This is a genomic window from Mycolicibacterium sp. XJ1819, assembly GCF_053483675.1.
In genome coordinates this window covers 14,256-34,068 of record NZ_JBEFST010000023.1, presented here as the reverse complement: position 1 = coordinate 34,068, position 19,813 = coordinate 14,256, and the positions used below count along the sequence as shown (strand labels likewise).

Here is a 19,813-nt window from a genome sequence, read left to right as displayed (position 1 = left end):
CCTTACTCCGTAAGTCCTGGAGGCCGCATGACCGCAGTGCAATCCGCGCTCGACGACGTCGATGCCAACGATCCCGAGCCGGAGCGCACAGACACGGCCAAGCGCGCCGCCACCTACGACAAGCTGGCGCTGCAGCAGTTGCTCGCCCCGACCCGCACCCGCACGGCACGAGCCCAGCGCTACCAGTTGCTGGCGTCGGCGGCCACGGTGGTGCCGTTCGTCGGGATCGTCGAGATCGGCCGGGAGCTGCTCGCCGGGGGACCGGTGAACACGACGCGGGTGTGGACGATCGTCGCCGTCGTCATCGCCGCGCTGCTGGTGCGCACGATCGCGGGCGGCTTCGCGCTGACCATCACCCACCACGCCGACATCGACCTGCAGCGCTCGCTGCGCCGCCGCATCGTCGACAAGCTGGGCCGGTTGCCGCTCGGCTGGTTCAACACCACCTCGTCGGGTGAGGTGCGCAAGGCCGTCCAGAACGACGTCGGCGAATTGCACTTCCTGGTCGCGCATTCGGCGGTGGAGAACACCGGCGCGCTGGCCACCCCCGTGTTCGGGCTGGCCTACTGCTTCTATCTGGACTGGCGGCTGGGGCTGCTGGCGCTGGCCACCGTGCCCGTCTACATCGCCATCTTCGTGGTCCTCGGCCGCGACTCCCGCACCCAGATGGAGCGCCTGAACCGCGGCGTGGAACGGATCAGCTCCACCATCGTCGAGTTCATCGCCGGGGTGTCGGTGGTCAAGACGTTCGGCGAGGCGGGCAAGGCGCACAAGCGATTCGCCGATGCCGCCGACGAGTTCAACGACGGCTTCGCGGGCTGGATGGAGCCGCTGGTGCGGGTCAAGGCGGCGTCGTCGATCTTCATCGAGACACCCGTGCTGCTGCTGGCCAACCTCGCGGGCGGCTACTGGTTCGTCCGCAGCGGCTGGGTGACGCCGATCGAGGTGCTGGGCGCCACGCTGGTCGCGGTGACCGTGCCCGCCGCGGTGCTCACCGTCGGCTACTCCACCCACATCAAACGACAGGCCGCCTCCGCGGCCGGCAGATTGCAGCGCCTCTTCGACGCCCCGTCGCTTTCGCTGTCCGCCGACCCGCAAGTGCCGCAGGACAACTCGGTGGAGTTCGACGCGGTGAGTTTCTCCTACGACGAGCAGCGCACGGTGCTCGACGAGGTCACGCTGGGGCTGGTGCCCGGCTCGATCACCGCGCTCGTCGGCCCGTCGGGCAGCGGGAAGTCGACGCTGGCCACGCTGGTTCCGCGGTTCCACGACGTCACCTCGGGTGCGGTGCGTGTCGGTGGCGTCGACGTGCGCGAGATCGCCCCCGCCGAGCTGTACCGGCATGTCGGGTTCGTGCTGCAAGACGTGCACCTGTTGGGAATCAGCGTCGCCGAGAACATCCGCCTGGGCCGGCCCGAGGCCACCCAGCAGGAGATCGTCGCGGCTGCGGAGGCGGCCCAGATCCACCAGCGCATCGAACAATTGCCCCACGGTTACGACTCGGTCGTCGGCGAGGACGCGCACTTCTCCGGTGGGGAGGCGCAACGCGTCAGCATCGCGCGGGCGCTGCTGGCCGACACCCCGATCCTGGTGCTCGACGAGGCCACCGCGTTCGCCGACCCGGACTCGGAGGCCCAGATCCAGGCCGCGTTGTCCCGGCTGATCGTCGGCCGCACCGTGTTGGTCATCGCGCACCGGCTGGGGTCCATCGTCTCGGCCGACCAGATCGCGGTGCTCGACGAGGGACGCATCGTCGAACGGGGCAGACACGACGACTTACTCGCCGCGGGCGGGCAGTACTCGCGGATGTGGCAGACCTACACCCAAAGCAACGCCAAGGAATGGGAGGTGGCGCGGTGATCCGGGGTTTCCTGCAGATCCTCGGCCCGCAGCGCGGCCGGATGTATGCCTACCTCGCGCTGGTGACGGTGTACGGCGTGCTGCACGGTCTCGCGATGGTGCTGCTGGTACCGATCTCGGTGGCCCTGTTCGACGGCGACTTCGACGCGGCGGCGCGTTGGCTGGCGGTGCTGGCCGTGGTGGTGGTCGTCGCCTCGGCACTGAACTACGTGCAGGCCACCGCGGCGATCCGGATGGCGTTGACCACGATGCGCCTGCTGCACCACCGACTCGGTGACCACATGGTCACGCTGCCGCTGGGCTGGTTCAACCGCGAGCGGACCGGGCAGGTGTCCCAGATCGCGGTGAAGGGCACCGTGTTCGTGGGCACCAGCGGAGGCAACCTGCTCACGCCGTTGGTGGTCAACATCGTCAGCGCGGGGACCGTGGTCGTCGGCCTGTTCGTGTTCGACTGGCGCATCGGGCTGGTCGCGCTGGTCGGCGGTGTGCTGCTGGCGGCGTGCGGGCGGTTTGCCTCGCGGCTGATCGCCAAGGCCGAACAGGTCGGTCACGCGGCCGAAACCGACGTCAACAACCGGGTTTTGGAGTTCGCGCGGCATCAGCCGGTGTTGCGGGCGTTCGGCCGCAGCGGTACCGACTACGCGCCGCTGGCCGACGCGTTGGACACCCAGCACCGGGTCGGCAGACAGGCGCTGCGGCAGTCGGTGGCGGGTCTGATGCTCAACGGTGTTGCGGTGCAGGCGGTGTTCTCGGTGCTGATCGCCGCGGGCGCGTGGATCGCGGTGAGCGGAGACATGAACCCCATCACGCTGGTCGCGATTCTCGGACTGGCCGCCCGGTTCGCCTCGCCACTGTCGGCGCTGGCCGAAATCGGTTCTGCGATGCGGATCGCGGCCACCGAGTTGCGGCGGATCACGTCGATCCTGGAAACCCCGGCACTGCCCGAACCCGATGCCGGTCAACCCCTCCCGGTACCCGGCCGGGTGGAACTGGACCGTGTCGACTTCGGCTATGCGGGCCGAAAGGTGTTGTCTGAGGTCAGTTTCGTGGCCGAGCCGACGACGATGACCGCGCTGGTCGGCCCGTCCGGATCGGGGAAGTCGACGATCACCAAACTGATCGCGCGGTTCTACGACGTCGACGCCGGAGTGATCCGGGTCGGCGGTCTCGACGTGCGCGATCAGCCCACCGCGGACCTGATGGCCCAGCTGTCGCTGGTGTTCCAGGACGTCTACTTGTTCGACGACACGTTGTGGGAGAACATTCGCATCGGCAGCTCCGCCGCCGGCGACGACGAGATCTTCGAGGCGGCGCGCACCGCGGGCCTGCTGTCGGTGGTCGAACGGCTGCCCGACGGTTGGCAGACCCGGGTCGGGGAAGGCGGTGCGGCGCTGTCGGGCGGGGAGCGCCAGCGGGTCTCGATCGCGCGCGCACTGGTCAAGAACGCGCCGATCGTGCTGTTCGACGAGGCGACCAGCGCCCTGGACCCGGAAAACGAGCATCACATCGCCGAGTCCGTCCGCACCCTGGCCCAGGGCAGCACGGTCATCGTCATCGCCCACAAGCTGTCGACGGTGACCGCCGCGGACAACATCGTCGTGCTGTCGGCCGACGGCCATGTGGAGGACCAGGGCACCCACCAGGAGTTGATGGGCCGCGGCGGACAGTACGCCCAGTTCTGGTCACAACGCGTGGCCGCGGGCGGATGGGTGATGGCCGGCGGCGAACCCGGTCGTTAGGGCACGTCAGGCCCGATGCGAGCGCGCGCGACGTAGGCGTGTCCGGCAAGCGAGGATAGGGTAACCTCACCACCGACTTAGGGCAGCCTGCGCTAAATAGTTCGGAGGAATCATGGGTGTTGCGGAAGCGGACGCGCAGGCCGCCCGCCGCGACCTCGACTCGACGGCACCGCGACGATGATCGACGGAGGGCACCAACTGAGCCCCCAGGTGCGTTTTGCGCCATGGGTCAAGCGATCCACCGGACAACGCCCCGGCGCCACGGTGGTCTTTCCCCACGCAGGCGGCGCGGCCGCGGCCTACCGCGCCCTGGCGGCGGCGCTGTCCGCCAACGGCCCCGATGCGTTCGTCGTGCAGTATCCGCAACGGGCCGACCGGCTCAACCATCCCGCACCCGACACCGTCGAGGAACTGGCCGCCGACCTGTTCGCGGCGGGCGACTGGAGTCGATTGGGCCCGTTGCGGTTGTTCGGCCATTGCATGGGCGCGGTGATCGCGTTCGAATTCGCCCGCGTCGCAGAGCAACACGGCGCCGACGTACGCCAACTGTGGGTGTCGGCCAGCCAGGCGCCGTGCACGATCGCGACCTCGCCTCGACTGCCCACCGCCGACGCCGACGTGGTCGCCAACATGGTGGACCTCGGCGGCACCGACCCGCGACTGCTCGCCGACGAGGATTTCGTCGAGCTGCTGGTGCGCGCCGTGCGGGCCGACTACCTCGCGTTCAACCGGTATGCGTGCGAACCCGACGTGCGCATCGGCGCCGACATCCACACCATCGGCGGCCGCGCCGACCACCGGATCAGCGAAGACATGCTGCTCCGGTGGCAGACGCACACCGCGGGCGCCTTCACGCTGTCGCTGTTCGACGGCGGCCACTTCTACCTCAACGAGCACCTCGACGCCGTGGCGGACCTGATCAATGACAGGTAGTCACGCCGACCCATCGGATGATCCCGTCGTCATCGTCGGCATGGCGGTGGAGGCGCCGGGCGGCGTCGAGACCGCCGACGAGTACTGGTCGCTGCTGGCCGATCAACGTGAAGCCCTGAGCCCCTTTCCCCGCGACCGTGGCTGGTCGATCGCCGACCTGCTCGAGGGCTCCCGGCGCGAGGGCTTCAAACCGATTTCCGACCTCGGCGGATTCCTCGACACCGCAGCGAGTTTCGATCCGGAGTTCTTCGGCGTCTCGCCGCGCGAAGCCGTCGCGATGGATCCCCAGCAGCGGGTCGCGCTGCGGGTGGCATGGCGTGCGTTGGAGAACAGCGGTATCAATCCCGACGACCTGTCCGACCACGACGTGGGCTGCTACGTGGGCGCCTCGACGATGGGATACGGACCGGACCTGGCCGAATACACCGATCTGACCGGTCATTTGATGGCCGGCACCGCGCTGGGACCGGTGTCCGGGCGCATCGCTTACACCCTCGGCCTCGCCGGGCCCGCGCTGACCATCGACACCTCGTGCTCGTCGACGCTGACCGCGCTGCACGTGGCGGCGCAGGCGCTGCGGGCCGGTGACTGCGAGATGGCGCTCGTCGGGGGTGTCTGCGTGATGGGCTCGCCGGGCTTCTTCGTCGAGTTCGCCAAGCAGCATGCGTTGTCCGACGACGGCCACTGCCGGCCTTACAGCGCGCACGCCAGCGGAACCGTATGGGCCGAGGGGGCAGCGGTGTTCGTCTGTCAGCGCCGGTCGGGGGCGCTGCGTGACGGCCGCAACGTGCTCGCCGAGGTGCGCGCGACCTGCTTGAACCAGGACGGTCGCTCCGCCGGGTTGACCGCGCCGAGCGGCCCCGCGCAGGCGCGACTGTTCGAGCGCGCCATGGATCGAGGCGGGGTGCACCCCGAGGACATCGGGATGATCGAAGGTCACGGCACCGGAACCCGGCTCGGGGATCGCACCGAGTTGATCTCGCTGGCGCAGACCTACGGCGCCACCGCGCCCGGTGGCGGCGGCCTACTGGGGTCGGTGAAGTCGAATCTCGGGCACACGCAGGCGGCGGCCGGCGGACTCGGTCTCGCCAAGGTGCTGCTTGCCGCCGAACACGCCGCGATACCGGCGAGCCTGCACACCGACGAACCGAGCCTCGAGATCGACTGGGACAGCCAGGGATTGCGGTTGGCGACCAAACTCACACCGTGGCCCGCGCACGACGGGAACCGGTTGGCCGCGGTGACGGCGTTCGGGATGAGCGGCACCAACGCACACGTGATCGTCGCGATGCCCGACCGCGGCGCGCACTGCGAGGCGTCCTGATGCCGACCACCGCACTTCCCGACGGCCGCGTTCCGGTGGTCCTCAGCGCGCACGCCGAGGACCTCGTTCGCGCCGACGCGGAGGCGATCCTGCGCTATCTGGACCGGACACCCGACGTGGCGTCGGTGGCGGCCACCCTGCTGCGCACCCGACGGTTGCGCCGCCACCGGGCGGTGGTGCGCGCCGCCGACCTCGACGAGTTGGCCGCCGGACTGCGGGCCATCGCCACGGGCGAGGATCACCCGTTGGTGGCGCGCTGTGCCCGGACCGGGGCGCCCCGAACGGCTTTCGTGTTCCCGGGTCAGGGCGGCCAGTGGCCGTCGATGGGCGCCGATGCCTACCGGCGCTCGACGGTGTATCGCACCCACGCCGACCGCTGCGCCGAGGCGTTCGTCGGCGTCGCCGGACAGTCCCCGCTGCCGTACCTGACCGCTGAGGCCGGCGGCGGCGACTGGTCGCAGGTGCAGATCCAGGCCGCACAGTTCACGCACGCCGTCGGCCTCGCCGAGGTGTGGCGATCCTGTGGTGTGCTGCCCGACATCACGTTGGGGCACAGTCTCGGTGAGGTCGCGGCCGCATATGTCGCGGGCGTCATGTCGCTGGCCGACGCGGCCGCCGTGGTGGTCGCCCGCGCCAACGTCGTCGAGGCGCTGACCGGCGGCTACCGCATGGCCGCCCTCGGCGTCTCGGCCGGCGACGCCGAGAAGTTGGTGACCGCGATATCGCCGACGTCGGGCTGGCTGGAAATCTCGGCGGTCAACTCGGATTCGTCGGTGGTGGTGTCCGGCGACCGCGACGCCATCACGCGACTGGTCCACGGCGCGGCCGAGAAGAACCTGTTCGTCCGCGAACTCGAGGTCGACTACCCCGGGCACACCAGCGCACTGGAACCCCTGCGCGACGGCCTGCGCGCTCAACTGCCCGCAGGGGAATTCCTCGATTCCCCGGTGCAATTCGTCAGCTCGGCGACCTCACAGGTGGTGTCGGCAGGGGTGTCCTATGTCGACTACTGGTATGCCAACCTGCGCAACACCGTGCGTTTCGACCGCGCCGCCGCGGTGGCCCGTCAACTCGGTGCCGAGACGTTCGTGGAGATGTCGGCGCACCCGTCGCTGTTGTTCGCGCTCGGTGAGCTCACCGACGATCACGCCGCGCCGACGGTCGTCGGGTCCGGGGCGCGTGACGTGCCGTTCGTCGACGCCGTGTCCGCAGGGATCTGCGCCGCCGCGACCGCCGACCCCGGCTATCGTTGGAGCGGCCTGGTCGACGTCGATCGCCCGTTGTCGCAGGGCTTTCCGAACGCGCCGATGCGGGCCGACCGGTTCTGGGCACAGCCCGAGCCGCTGGCGCCGGTGCATGGCGTCACCGTCAGCCACGAGATCTGGCAGGAAACAACCGATCTCGAGACTCCGACAACCGAGCGACGCCTCGCGGTGATCGGCATGACAGGACCGTCCGGTCCGCTGGCCGGGCGGTTGCGCGAGGCGGTGCGCGACCATCGCGTTGCGAAGCTGGTGGATCCGCGTGACGCCGATCTGCTGGTCGCAGTCGCCCCGGTGCTGGACCATCCTGAAACCGAACTCGCCGTGGCCGAGATCGCCGGGTTGCTCGGCGACGGGCTGCTCGACTACCCGGCCGCCGCGGGCCCGGCGTGCCGCGAGGTGTGCCTGGTCACCGTCGGCGGCGAGCAGGTGCGCCCCGACGAACCCGTCGCGCTGCCCGCGCAGGCCGCGCTCGCCGCGATGCACCGCAGCGTCGCCCACGAGCACCCCGATCAGGCATTCCGCCACCTCGACCTGCCCTCGTGGGAGCTCGACGACGCCGTGGCCGCCGGCGCCGTCGATGCGCTGCTCGGCGGCGTGCATGAGGGTGCGTTACGCCAGACGACCGGGCAGGTAGGCCTTTTCGTCCGCACGATGTCGGAGGCCACCCAGCAGGCTGCGGAGTGGCCGCTGGACGACGGCCTGCTCGACGACGTCGTCATCACCGGCGGCAGCGGCGCGGTCGGCCTGCACTTCGCCGCGAGTCTCGCCGAACGCGGGGCCCGGCGCATCGTATTGCTCAGCCGCGGCGGCCTCGACGCGGCGGCCGCGGCCGAAATCGCCGGGCGGGGTCTGCGCGAGAACGTCGACATCGTCGCGCCGCGTTGTGACATCCGCTCCGCCGACGACGTGTCCGCCGCGGCCCGCGCGCACGGCGGCGAGGGCGCGTCGCTGATGATCCACGCCGCGGGGACGGCGGCTTTCGCCGACCGGGCCGCCGTCACGGCCGACGGGTTCGCCGACACCGCAGCGGCCAAGATCGGCGGTCTCGCGCGGATGGTGCAACTGTGGCCGCTTCGGGCCGGCGCCCGGATCGTGGTGTGCTCGTCGGTATCCGGGGTGTGGGGTGGCCGCGGCCATGTCTCCTACTCCGCCGTCAACCGGATGCTCGACGTGATGGCCGGTCAACTGCGGGCCGAAGGTCAGCACTGCGTGGCCGCCAGGTACGGCCTGTGGCGCACCGACCCCGGTCGCCGCAGCGCGATCACCGACGGTCCCGGGGTCGCCGACATCGCACGCGCCGGGCTGCTGCCGATGCCGCCCGATCTCGCCGTGGCCGCCAGCCTTCGCGACCACTGGGCCGATCCGCTGATCATCACCGCCGACCAGGACCGGCTGCGGATGTTCCTGGACAGTGCGCCCACCGGCCGGACGGGTTCGGCGGCACCGCCGTCGGACGGCGAAGCCGACACGCCCACGCGGGTCCGCGAAGAGATTGCGGCGGTGCTCAACGTCGACGCCGCCATCGACCTGACAACCTCGTTGCTCGACCTCGGCCTGGATTCGCTGCTCGCGCTCGAGCTGCGCAACCGACTGCGGCGGGCCACCGGCAAGTCGGTCGCGCTGGCCGCGCTGCTCGGCGGAATCACCGGCGGTGAGCTCATCGCCGCACTCGACACTCGGGAACGACCAGAAGGTGGAGACCACGCGTGACTGACATCGCTGACACCCGCGAGAGCCTTGACGAGCGCCGGCTGGAGTTGTTGCGGCGCAAGCTCTCCGAACGCGGACTGCGGTCGGCCGGTCAGACGCCCGCCCCGGCCCACTCCGGGCTTTCCGACGGTCAGCGCCGGATGTGGTTCGTGCAGACGGCCGACCCGACCGGGGCGATCCTCAACATCTGCCTGTCGTACCGCATCACCGGGGCGCTCGACGTCGCCCGGCTGCGCGAGGCCGTCGATGCCGTGGCGGCGCGACACGAACTGCTGCGCACCACCTACCACGCGGACGCCGCCGGCGAACCGCAGCGCGCGGTCCACGACGCCCTGACCCCGGGATGGTCCGTACACGACCTGTCCGATCTGTCCGAGCATGCGCGCAGGCTGCGCCTGGAAGTGTTGGCGCAGCGCGAGTTCGGCGCGCCGTTTGATCTGAGTGCGGATGCGCCGCTGCGCCTGACCGTCGTACGCACCGGCGCCGATGAGCACGTGATGCTGCTGGTGGCCCATCACATCGCATGGGACGACGGCTGCTGGCGCATCTTCTTCACCGATCTGACCCGCGCATATTGCGGCGAACCCCTCGGCGGGCCCGTTCCGGTACCGCCGCCGGCCGACGAATCGGTGACCGAGGATCTCGAGTACTGGCGCAACGTGCTGAGCGACCCGCCCGAGCCGCTGGAACTGCCCGGGCCGAACGGATCTGCCGTACCGACGAACTGGCGGTCCCAACGCAGCACGCTGGCGCTGCCAGAGGCGACCGTCGAGCGCGTGACGGCCCTGGCCAAGGAGACCGGCGCGACACCGTACATGGTGCTGCTGGCCGCGTTCGGCGTGCTGATCCACCGCTACACCCATGCCGACGACTTCCTGGTCGCCACCCCGGTACTCAACCGTTCGGCACAGGTCGAGGATGTGATCGGCTACTACGGCAACACCGTCGCCCTGCGCCTGCGCCCGCGCCCGCAGCAGACGTTCCGCGAGGTGCTCGCCGACGCGCGCGACGCCGCGCTGGGGGCGTTCGCACACCAACGGATCAACCTCGACCGGGTGGTGGCCGAACTCAACCCCGACCGACGCCACGGTGTGGAACGGATGACGCGGGTGACGTTCGGCGCGCGCGGCGCGGACGGCGAGGGTTTCAACCCGCCGGGAATCACCTGCAGACGCGCCGAGTTGCGCAGCCAGTTCACCCAGCTGCCACTGGGATTCATGGTCGAGTTCGACGGCGAGGACGCCGTGGTGGTGGTGGAGGCCGAGTACCTCGTCGAGATCCTGGAACCGGCGATGGCCCGCCAGATTCTCGAGCACTACGCGGTGCTGGTCGACGACGCGCTGGCCCGCCCGGATGCCGCGATCAGCACCTTGGACGTGATGGGAGCCGACGACGCCGCGTGGCTGCGCCGGGTGTCGGCGGGTGAGGAATTCGACGCGCCGGCGACGACGATCACGGCGCTGGTGGAAGCGCAGGCGGCGCGCACCCCCGACGCGGTGGCCGTGGTCTACGAGGGCCGCCACTACACCTTCCGCGAGGTCAACGAGTCGGCGAACCGGTTGGCGCACTGGTTGATTACACAGGGCATCGGCGCCGAGGACCGGGTCGCGGTGCTGCTGGACCGGTCGCCGGAACTGGTGATCACCGCGCTCGGGGTGATCAAGGCCGGCGCGGTGTACGCGCCGGTCGACCCCACCTACCCGCAGGACCGTCTGGAGTTCATCCTGTCGGATTCCGATCCGAAACTGGTGGTGCGCGAAGCGGTCACCGACCTGGACCGGTTCGCTGCGCACAACCCCACCGACGCCGACCGGGTGCGCCCGCTGCGCCCGGACAGCACCGCCTACCTGATCTACACCTCCGGCTCCACCGGCCTGCCCAAGGGCGTCCCGGTGCCGCACCGCCCGGTCGCCGAATACTTCGTCTGGTTCGCCGACGAGTACCAAATCGACGACAGTGAACGACTTCTGCAGGTCGCCTCGCCCAGCTTCGACGTGTCGATCGCCGAGATCTTCGGCATGCTGGCCTGCGGCGGGCGGCTGGTGATACCGCGCCCCGACGGGCTGCGTGACGTCGGCTATCTCACCGAACTGCTGCACACCGAGAAGATCACGTCGATGCACTTCGTGCCGTCGCTGCTGGGACTGTTCCTCTCGCTGCCGGGCGTGAACCAGTGGCGCACCCTGCAGCGGGTGCCGATCGGTGGGGAAGCGCTGCCCGGCGAACTCGCCGACAAGTTCCACGCCACCTTCGACGCGCTGCTGCACAACTTCTACGGGCCGACCGAGACGGTGATCAACGCCAGCCGGTACAAGGTGGAGGGCAAGCAGGGCACTCGCATCGTGCCGATCGGCACGCCGAAGATCAACACCCAGATTCACCTGCTCGACGACGCGTTGCAGCCGGTACCGGTCGGCGTCATCGGCGAGATCTACATCGGCGGCACTCACGTCGCGCATGGCTACCACCGCAGGCCCGGGCTTACCGCCGAGCGGTTCGTCGCCGACCCGTTCACCCCGGGCGGTCGGCTCTACCGCTCCGGTGATCTGGCCCGCCGCAATACCGACGGCGATATCGAGTTCGTCGGGCGTGCCGACGAACAGGTCAAGATCCGCGGGTTCCGCATCGAACTCGGCGAGGTCGCCGCGGCGATCTCGGTGGACCCCAGCGTCGGCCAGGCCGTCGTGCTCGTCAGTGATCTGCCCAACCTCGGCCGGAGTCTGGTGGGGTATCTGACACCGGCCGACGACGCCGAGGGCGTCGACGTCGAACGTGTCCGCGCCCGCGTCGCCGCCGCGCTGCCGGAGTACATGGCCCCGTCCGCCTACGTGGTGGTCGACGAGATCCCGATCACCGCGCACGGCAAGATCGACCGCGAGGCACTGCCCGAACCCGACATCGGCTCCGGAGCCGACTTCCGCGAACCCGCCGACGGCACCGAACGCCTGATCGCCGGCCTGTTCGCCGAACTGCTCGGGCGGCAGCGCATCGGCGCCGACGACTCGTTCTTCGACCTCGGCGGCCACTCGCTGCTGGCGACGAAACTCGTTGCGGCGCTGCGCGCCCAGTGCAACGTCGACATCGGTGTGCGCGAGGTGTTCGAACTCGGCACGGTGGCAGGCATCGCCGCGCGCGTCGACTCCGCGTCGACGGCCGACGCCGTGCGCCCCCGACTGGTCGCCGTCCCACGCGGGGGACCGTTGCAGATGTCGGCGTCGCAGCTTCGGATGTGGTTTCAGTACCGCGTCGACGGGCCGAGCCCGGTCAACAACGTCCCGTTCGCCGCGCGGCTGACCGGGCCGTGCGACATCGACGCCTTCGTCGACGCGGTGCGCGACGTCGTGACGCGGCACGAGGTGCTGCGTACCACCTACCGCGAAATCGACGGTGTGCCATACCAGATCGTCGACGACGCGGCCGACGGCGTGGCCGTGCGGCGGGCCCGCGGCGCCGACGAGTCCTGGCTGCACGCCGAACTCGCCAAGGAGCGGCGCCACGTCTTCGACCTCGAGCGTGACCCGCCGGTGCGGGCCGCGGTGCTCTCGACACCGGACGCGCACGTGGTGTCGTTGGTCGTGCACCACATCGCCGCCGACCACTGGTCGGCCATGGTGCTGTTCAACGACCTGCTCACCGCCTACCGCGCGCGGCGGGCCGGTCGCGTGCCGAAGTTCGCGCCGCTGCAGGTGCAGTACGCCGACTACGCCGCGTGGCAGGCCACGCTGCTGGCCGATGTCGACGGAGCCGTTGCGGGGCAACGCGATTACTGGCGCGCACAGCTCGCAGGGCTTCCCGAGGATCCGGGGCTGACCCCCGACTTCCCCCGACCGCCGGTGCTGAGCGGCGACGGCGACGCCGTCGAGTTCACCATCGACGCCGCCACCCGCGCCGAATTCGCCCGGCTGTGCCAGGAACTCGGGGTCACCGAGTTCATGCTCCTGCAGTCGGCGGTCGCGGTGGCGCTGCACAAGGCCGGCGAGGGGCCCGACATACCGCTGGGCACCCCGGTGGCCGGACGCACGGAAGCCGAACTCGACCAGTTGATCGGGTTCTTCATCAACATCGTGGTGCTGCGAAACAATCTGTCGGGCAACCCCACGCTGCGTGAGGTGCTGGGCCGGGCCCGCGACACCGCGCTGGGCGCCTACGCGCATCAGGACCTGCCCTTCGACCAGGTCGTCGACGCCGTGCGGCCGACCCGGTCGCTGTCACGCAACCCGCTGTTCGGTGTCGTCGTGCACGTGCGTGAGGCGCTGCCCACCGACCACGTCGTCGAGTCCGGTCCCGCGGGCGACACCGAGTTCAGCGCGCTGGAGCCGCCATTCGACGTCGCGCACGCCGACCTGTCGGTCAACTTCTTCGCCGCCGAGGACGGCTACCGCGGTCACGTCATCTACCGCACCGACCTGTACAGGCGCTCCACCGCGCAGCGACTGGTCGACCGGCTCACCCGGGTGTTGACGGCGTTCGCCGAGGATCCCGACCAGAGACTGCGTGACGTGATGGTCGCCGACCGCGACGAGCGCCGCCGGATCCACGGCCTCAGCGCCGCCGCGAAAGTCAGCGTGCTCGACCATTGGCGCGACCCGGCCCCGATCGGCAGCATCGGCGACGCCTATGAGCACCATGCCGACGACGACGGTGTGCATCTGCGGCCCAGCGGCAGGCGCGCCCGCTGGACCGAAGACGGTGCGCTGGAGTACATCGAGACGGCCACGCACCCCTCGGAGCCGGCCCCGGCGGGCGACTTCGAGCCCGCCCGCACCGACACCGAGCGCGCGATCGCCACGATCCTCGCCGAGATCCTCGAGGTGGCCGAGGTCGGTCGCACCGACGACTTCTTCAGCCTCGGTGGCGACAGCATCCTCGCGGTGCAACTGGCGGCCAGGGCACGCGATACCGGGTTGCCGTTGACCGCGCGAATGGTGTTCGAACATCCGACGATCCACGCGCTGGCCGCCCGGGTCGACGACACCGGCGAGCCCAACGACACCGCCGACACCCACCACGAGCCGATGACCGCATCCGGGCTGTCGGCAGAGGAACTGGCGACGGTGACCGCGATGTTCGCCGCGTCCCGAGACGGTGCGACATGACGGCGACCGACACCCCGGCCGTCGAGGACGTGCTCGCGCTCAGTCCGCTGCAGCAGGGCCTGTTCTCGCTGTCGCAGCTCAGCGGCGGGGAGGACGGCGCGGAGGACCCCTATGTCATCGCGATGTCGGCCGACATCACCGGTGCGCTGGACACCGCGCTGTTGCGGGACTGCGCGGCGGCGATGCTGGCCCGCCACCCCAACCTGCGAGCCAGCTTCTTGGGGGCGACTTCGACTGCCGCGCTGAGCAGACCGGTGCAGGTCATCCCGACCCGCGTCGACGTCCCGTGGCGCACCGTCACCGCGACGGCCGACGAAGTCGACGCACTCGACGCCGACGAACGCCGGCACCCGTTCGATCTGGGGCGCGGCCCGGCGATCCGGTTCCTGCTCATCGAGGTCGGAGCCGACGCGTCACCGGACGGCGCGCCGCACTGGCGTTTCGTGGTGGTCGCACACCACATCATCATCGACGGCTGGTCGCTGCCGCTGTTCGTGGGCGAACTGATCACCCTGTACCGCTCCGGAGGAGACCTCGCCGCGCTGCCGAAGGCGCCGCGACCCTACCGCGACTACATCGGCTGGCTAGGCGCCCGCGATCAGGACGCCAGCAGGCAGGTGTGGTGCGACCACCTGCGCGGCCTCGACGGCCCGACCCTGCTGACGCCCGCGCTCACCGACGGTGAGCCGCCCGCCGGGGCGCCGCGCCGCACCGAGCTGAAGCTGGACTCCGATACCACCGCCGGACTCGCCGAGGCGGCTCGCTCGCGCGGGGTGACCGTCAACACGCTGATGCAAATGGCTTGGGCGACAGTCGTGTCGGCGTTCACCGACCGCAGTGACGTGGTGTTCGGCGTGACAGTGTCCGGTCGGCCCGGCGAACTGGTCGGTGTGGAGTCGATGGTCGGGCTGTTCATCAACACCGTGCCGCTTCGGGTGCGGCTGGATCCGGCGATGCGCACCGGCACGCAGTGCGTGGCCCTGCAGCGTGAGGCGGCGCTGTTGCGCGATCACAGCTATCTGGCGCATTCCGAACTTCGGTCGCTCGGCGGTGTCGGCGAGATGTTCGACAGCCTGCTGGTCTACGAGAACTTCCCGCCCGGCGGACTGGTCGGAGGTGGACAGTTCGAGGCCAACGGCGCCATCTTCATTCCCGCGACGCTGGAAAGCCTTTCGCACTTTCCGGTGACCATCGCCGCGCACATGGACGACGACCGGTTGACCATCCTGGTCGAGGTGATCGACGGCGCGCTGGGGACGATGACCGCCGAGTCGCTGGGCCGTCGGCTGCTGGAAACCGTCCAGCGGCTGATCACCCACTGGGACGACCCCCTTCGCGATGTCAGCATCCTGCTCGACGGGGAGAACCCCATAGCGGCGGTCGACCACGGTTTCGCGGCGTCCGGTAGCGGTGTGCACGGCCGGTTCACCGAGGTCGCGGGCGGCCGGTTGGCGTCACCGGCGCTGACCTGGTCGGACGGCGCCATGACCTACCGCGAACTGGACGAAGCGGCCGACCGGCTGGCGGCCGCACTGGTGCGCCGCGGCATTCGCGCCGAAACCCCGGTGGCGGTCAGCCTTTCACGCGGACCGCAGTACGTGATCGCGATGTTCGGGGTGCTCAAGGCCGGCGGGGTGATCGTACCGCTGGATCCTACGATGCCGACCGAGCGTGTCGCCGACATCCTGTCACAGTGCCAGGCCGACGTCGTCGTCGACGACGCGTTGCTCGCCGCCGTCGAGTCGGAACCGGCCGACGTCGATTTTCGGCCCGCGACCATCCATCCCGACCAGGCCGCCTACGTGGTGTTCACCTCCGGCACCACCGGCCGACCCAAGGGCGTGGTCGGCACCCACCGCGCACTGCTGGCCTACAGCGAGGACCATGCGCGAAACATCCTGCGCCCGGCCGCCGCCCGGCTGAGTCACCCGCTGCGGGTCGTCCACGCCTGGTCGTTCACGTTCGACGCCGCCTGGCAGCCGCTGGCCGCGCTGCTGGACGGCCACGCGGTGCACATCGTCGACGACGACGTGCAGCGCGACGCCGAGGCGCTGGTCGAGACCATCGCGCGGTACGGCATCGACATCATCGACACCACACCGTCGATGTTCGCCCAACTGCATGCCGTCGGCCTGCTGTCCACGGTGCCGCTCGGGGTGCTGGCGCTGGGCGGTGAGGCCGTCGGGATCCCGGCATGGAACCTCATCCGCGACGAGTGCGCGCGCACTGGTATGACGGCCTATAACTGTTACGGCCCAACCGAAGCCACCGTCGAAGCGGTCGTCGGCGCCATCGCCGAACACGACCAACCCACCATCGGAGTGCCGACCGGGCCCAGCCGCGCATACGTGTTGGACTCCTGGCTGCGCGCGGTGCCCGATGGGGTACCCGGCGAGCTGTACCTGTCCGGCGACCAACTCACCCGCGGCTACCTCGGTAGGCCCGCCGAGACGGCGGGCCGGTTCGTCGCCGATCCGTTCGTGGCGGGGGAGCGGATGTACCGCACCGGCGACGTCGTGCGCAGGGGGCCCGGCGGTGCGCTGCAGTTCCTCGGCCGCTGCGACTCCCAGGTCAAGATCCGCGGCTTTCGGGTCGAACCCGCCGAGATCGCCGCGGTGCTGCACAGCCACCCCGCCGTGCAGCACGCCCACGTCGCGGTGCGCGAACGGGCGGGCGCGGCGCCGCGGTTGATCGCCTATGTGGCGGCCGACCCGCCGCCCGCCGTGGCCGAGTTGCGCCCCATGCTGGCCAAACGACTGCCGCGCTACATGGTTCCGCACAGCATCGTCGTGGTCGAGCAGATGCCGCTGACATCGCACGGCAAGATCGACGAGGCCGCGCTGGCCGCCGTCGCCGTCGACGACGGCCCGTCGACCGCCGCGGAGACCGAAACCGAGGCCGCGCTGGTCGCGGTCCTCGCCGAACTGCTCGACACGTCCGACATAGATGTCACCGCGGATCTTCTGCAACTGGGACTGGACAGCATCGTCGCGCTGTCGGTGGTTCAGGGTGCCCGCCGCCGCGGAATTCCGCTGCGCGCCAGGCTGATGCTGGAGTGCGCCACCCTGCGCGAACTCGCCACCGCGATCGACAGTGAGCACGTCTGCCTGCCCGGCGGCGACGCGGGCGCCGGGCCGATCCCGGTGCTACCCGCCGCGCACTGGCTCTACGAACACGGCGACCCGCGCCGGCTCGCGCAGACCGAAGCGATCCGGCTGCCCGACGGCATCACCCGCGAACAGTTGACTCGGATGCTGCGGGCGGTGATCGACGGCCACGAGGTGCTCCGCAGCCGCCTCGACGTCGCCACGATGATGTTGGTCGAGCACGAACCCGGCGACATCCTGACCGAGGCGCGGATCGACGGGGACATGGCCGTCGCCGTCGCGGCGCACACCGCCGCCGCGGTGCAACGGCTTGACCCGCAGCGGGGTGCGATGCTGGACGCGGTGTGGCTGCGCGACGGCGAGGGCCCCGGTGTGTTGGTGATGACCGCGCACGTGCTGGCCCTGGATCCCGCGTCGTGGCGGGTCGTGCTCGGTGAGCTCGACGCGGGATGGCATGCGATCGCCGCGGGCCGCAGTCCCGTGCCGGCACTGGAGCACACCAGCTATCGCCGGTGGTCGCGGCTGCTCGCCGAGCGCGTCGAAAGCCTTGACACCGTGGACTTCTGGGCCGCGCAACTCGACGGGGCTGATCCGCAGCTCGGTTCCCGACGGGTCCGCCCGGGCCACGACCGCATCGGCGACGTCGTCGTCACCATGTCGATGACCGACAGCGACGTGACCGCACGCCTGCTCGCCGGGCCGCGGCCCGCCACACACCTGCTGGCCGAGGCCACCGCGCGGACGGTGACCCGGTGGCGTCGGCGCCGCGGACAGGCCGAGCCGGCGCCGCTGCTGGCGCTGGAGACCCACGGCCGCGCCGACCATCTCGTCGATGCCGACACCTCCGACACCGTCGGCCTGCTCACCGCGATCTACCCGCTGCGGATGGCCACTCCCGAGTCGATCGAGACGATCCCCGGCGACGGAATCGACTACGGCCTGTTGCGCTATCTGCGCGCCGACACCGCCGAACGGCTGCGCGGCAGCCCCGAACCGCAACTGCTGCTGAACTTCTTGGGCCGCATCCACGTCGGCACCGGAGGTGCGCTGCTGCCGGATCGCGCCCTGCTGGCCGACGTGTCACCGCTGCCGGAGCCCGACGTGGCGGTGCGCCACGAGCTGACGATCCTCGCGGCGGTGCTCGGCGAGGTCGACGCGCCGCTGCTGGGCACTCAGTGGCGCACGGTGCCCGACATCTTGTCCGCCGACGACGTCGCCACCCTGCAGTCGATGTGGCAGGACGCGCTGCGCGAGGTGGTGTCGTGACCGCGGGCACCCTGGCGATCGTCGGGGCGGGTGCGAAGGCAGTCGCGGTCGCCGCCAAGGCCGCTGAACTGCGTGCCATGGGCATCGACGCCCCCGATGTCGTCGCGGTGGAACGCACCGCGGTGGCCGCCAACTGGCAGGCCGACGGCGGCTGGACCGACGGTCAGCACCGGCTGGGCACCAGCCCGGAGAAGGACGTCGGCTTCCCGTACCGCTCGGCGCTGGTGCCGCGCAGAAACGCCGAACTCGACGAGCGCATGACGCGGCACAGTTGGCAGGCGTATCTGATCTGCACCAACCAGTTCGCCGAGTGGGTGGACCGCGGCAGACCCGCGCCCACGCACCGCCGGTGGAGCCAATACCTGCGGTGGGTCGCCGACAACTGCGCGATGCGGGTGGTCTTCGGCGAAGTGAACCGGATCAGTGTCGACGCGACGGCCGGGCGGCCGCGGTGGGTGCTGCACACCTGTGATCAGAGCGTGGTCGCCGACGGGGTGATGATCACCGGGCCCGGCCAGCCCGAACGCTCGATCCTGCCGGGCAATCCGCGGGTGCTGTCGATCGCGGAGTTCTGGCACCGCGCCGCGCAACGGGATCTGATCGCCGCGGAACGGGTCGCGGTGATCGGCGGTGGCGAGACCGCGGCGTCGATGCTCAACGAGTTGTTCCGGCACCGGGTTTCGACGATCACCGTCATCTCGCCGCAGGTCACCCTGTTCACCCGCGGCGAGGGGTTCTTCGAGAACACGCTGTTCTCCGACCCCACCGGCTGGACCGGCCTGACGCTGGCGGAACGCCGCGACGCGATGGCGCGCACCGACCGTGGCGTGTTCTCGGCGCGGGTGCAGGACGCGCTGCTCTCCGACGACCGGATCCGCCATCTGCGCGGCCGGGTCGCGCACGCGGTGGCCCGTGACAGCCGAATCCGGTTGACCCTGAACACCAGCCAGGGCGGCGAGAAGCTGGAGACCGTGCACGGTTTCGATCTGGTGATCGACGGGTCCGGGGCCGACGCGCTCTGGTTCGTGCCGCTGTTGGCCCAGGACGCCCTGGACCTGCTCGAACTGGGTCTGGGCGGCCCGTTGACCGGCGAGCGGCTTCAAGAGTCCATCGGTGACGACCTCGCCGTCGCCGAGGTGATGCCGAAACTGTTTCTGCCCGGCCTGGCCGGGCTCACCCAGGGCCCGGGATTTCCCAACCTGTCCTGTCTGGGGCTGCTGTCCGACCGGGTGCTCGGCGCCCAGCTCACCTCGCCCACCGACACACCACTCAGGAGAAGTGATGAGCACCAACCCATTTGACGACGAAGCCGGCACGTTCTACGTGCTGGTCAACGACGAGGACCAGCACAGCCTGTGGCCGACGTTCGCCGATGTGCCCGCCGGCTGGCGCGTGGTGTTCGGCGAAAGCACCCGGGCCGACTGCCTGGCCTACGTCGAGGAGAACTGGACCGACATGCGTCCGCGCAGCTTGCGCGAGGCCCGCGAGACCATGTCCGCCGACACCTGACGGT

9 protein-coding genes are annotated in these 19,813 nt (G+C 70.4%); all 9 read left to right on the top strand.

Features of this window, described 5'->3' with window-relative positions; all coding sequences use genetic code 11:
• Positions 1 to 27: 27 nt before the first annotated feature.
• The 9 genes from ABQE89_RS22565 to ABQE89_RS22525 all read left to right on the top strand — a co-directional run bounded on the left by ABQE89_RS22565 (position 28) and on the right by ABQE89_RS22525 (position 19,809).
• Complete coding sequence (locus ABQE89_RS22565) at positions 28 to 1,860, top strand: ABC transporter ATP-binding protein (RefSeq protein ID WP_448420800.1); 1,833 nt, start codon at positions 28 to 30, stop codon at positions 1,858 to 1,860.
• The gene (locus ABQE89_RS22560) at positions 1,857 to 3,599 is read left to right on the top strand and encodes an ABC transporter ATP-binding protein (RefSeq protein WP_448420798.1); all 1,743 of its coding nucleotides are present in this window, start codon (positions 1,857 to 1,859) and stop codon (positions 3,597 to 3,599) included. The genes ABQE89_RS22565 and ABQE89_RS22560 overlap by 4 nt, the downstream gene beginning before the upstream one ends.
• A 177-nt stretch (positions 3,600 to 3,776) precedes the next feature.
• On the top strand, positions 3,777 to 4,532 hold the full coding sequence (locus ABQE89_RS22555; RefSeq protein WP_448420796.1) for a thioesterase II family protein: 756 nt from the start codon (positions 3,777 to 3,779) through the stop codon (positions 4,530 to 4,532).
• Positions 4,522 to 5,856 (top strand): beta-ketoacyl [acyl carrier protein] synthase domain-containing protein, encoded by a 1,335-nt coding sequence (locus ABQE89_RS22550; protein ID WP_448420794.1) that lies wholly within the window; start codon positions 4,522 to 4,524, stop codon positions 5,854 to 5,856. The genes ABQE89_RS22555 and ABQE89_RS22550 overlap by 11 nt, the downstream gene beginning before the upstream one ends.
• Complete coding sequence (gene mbtD, locus ABQE89_RS22545) at positions 5,856 to 8,831, top strand: mycobactin polyketide synthase MbtD (RefSeq protein ID WP_448420792.1); 2,976 nt, start codon at positions 5,856 to 5,858, stop codon at positions 8,829 to 8,831. Before ABQE89_RS22550 ends, mbtD begins: the two co-directional genes overlap by 1 nt.
• Entirely contained in the window at positions 8,828 to 13,927 is a 5,100-nt protein-coding gene (locus ABQE89_RS22540; RefSeq protein WP_448420790.1) for a non-ribosomal peptide synthetase, read from the top strand. Before mbtD ends, ABQE89_RS22540 begins: the two co-directional genes overlap by 4 nt.
• Positions 13,924 to 18,300 carry a non-ribosomal peptide synthetase gene (locus ABQE89_RS22535; RefSeq protein WP_448420788.1) on the top strand — a complete coding sequence of 1,459 codons (4,377 nt, stop codon included), beginning with the start codon at positions 13,924 to 13,926 and terminating at the stop codon, positions 18,298 to 18,300. Before ABQE89_RS22540 ends, ABQE89_RS22535 begins: the two co-directional genes overlap by 4 nt.
• Positions 18,297 to 19,601 (top strand): NADPH-dependent L-lysine N(6)-monooxygenase MbtG, encoded by a 1,305-nt coding sequence (gene mbtG, locus ABQE89_RS22530; protein ID WP_448420786.1) that lies wholly within the window; start codon positions 18,297 to 18,299, stop codon positions 19,599 to 19,601. The genes ABQE89_RS22535 and mbtG overlap by 4 nt, the downstream gene beginning before the upstream one ends.
• Positions 19,582 to 19,809 carry an MbtH family protein gene (locus tag ABQE89_RS22525; protein WP_448420784.1) on the top strand — a complete coding sequence of 76 codons (228 nt, stop codon included), beginning with the start codon at positions 19,582 to 19,584 and terminating at the stop codon, positions 19,807 to 19,809. Before mbtG ends, ABQE89_RS22525 begins: the two co-directional genes overlap by 20 nt.
• Positions 19,810 to 19,813: the final 4 nt, after the last annotated feature.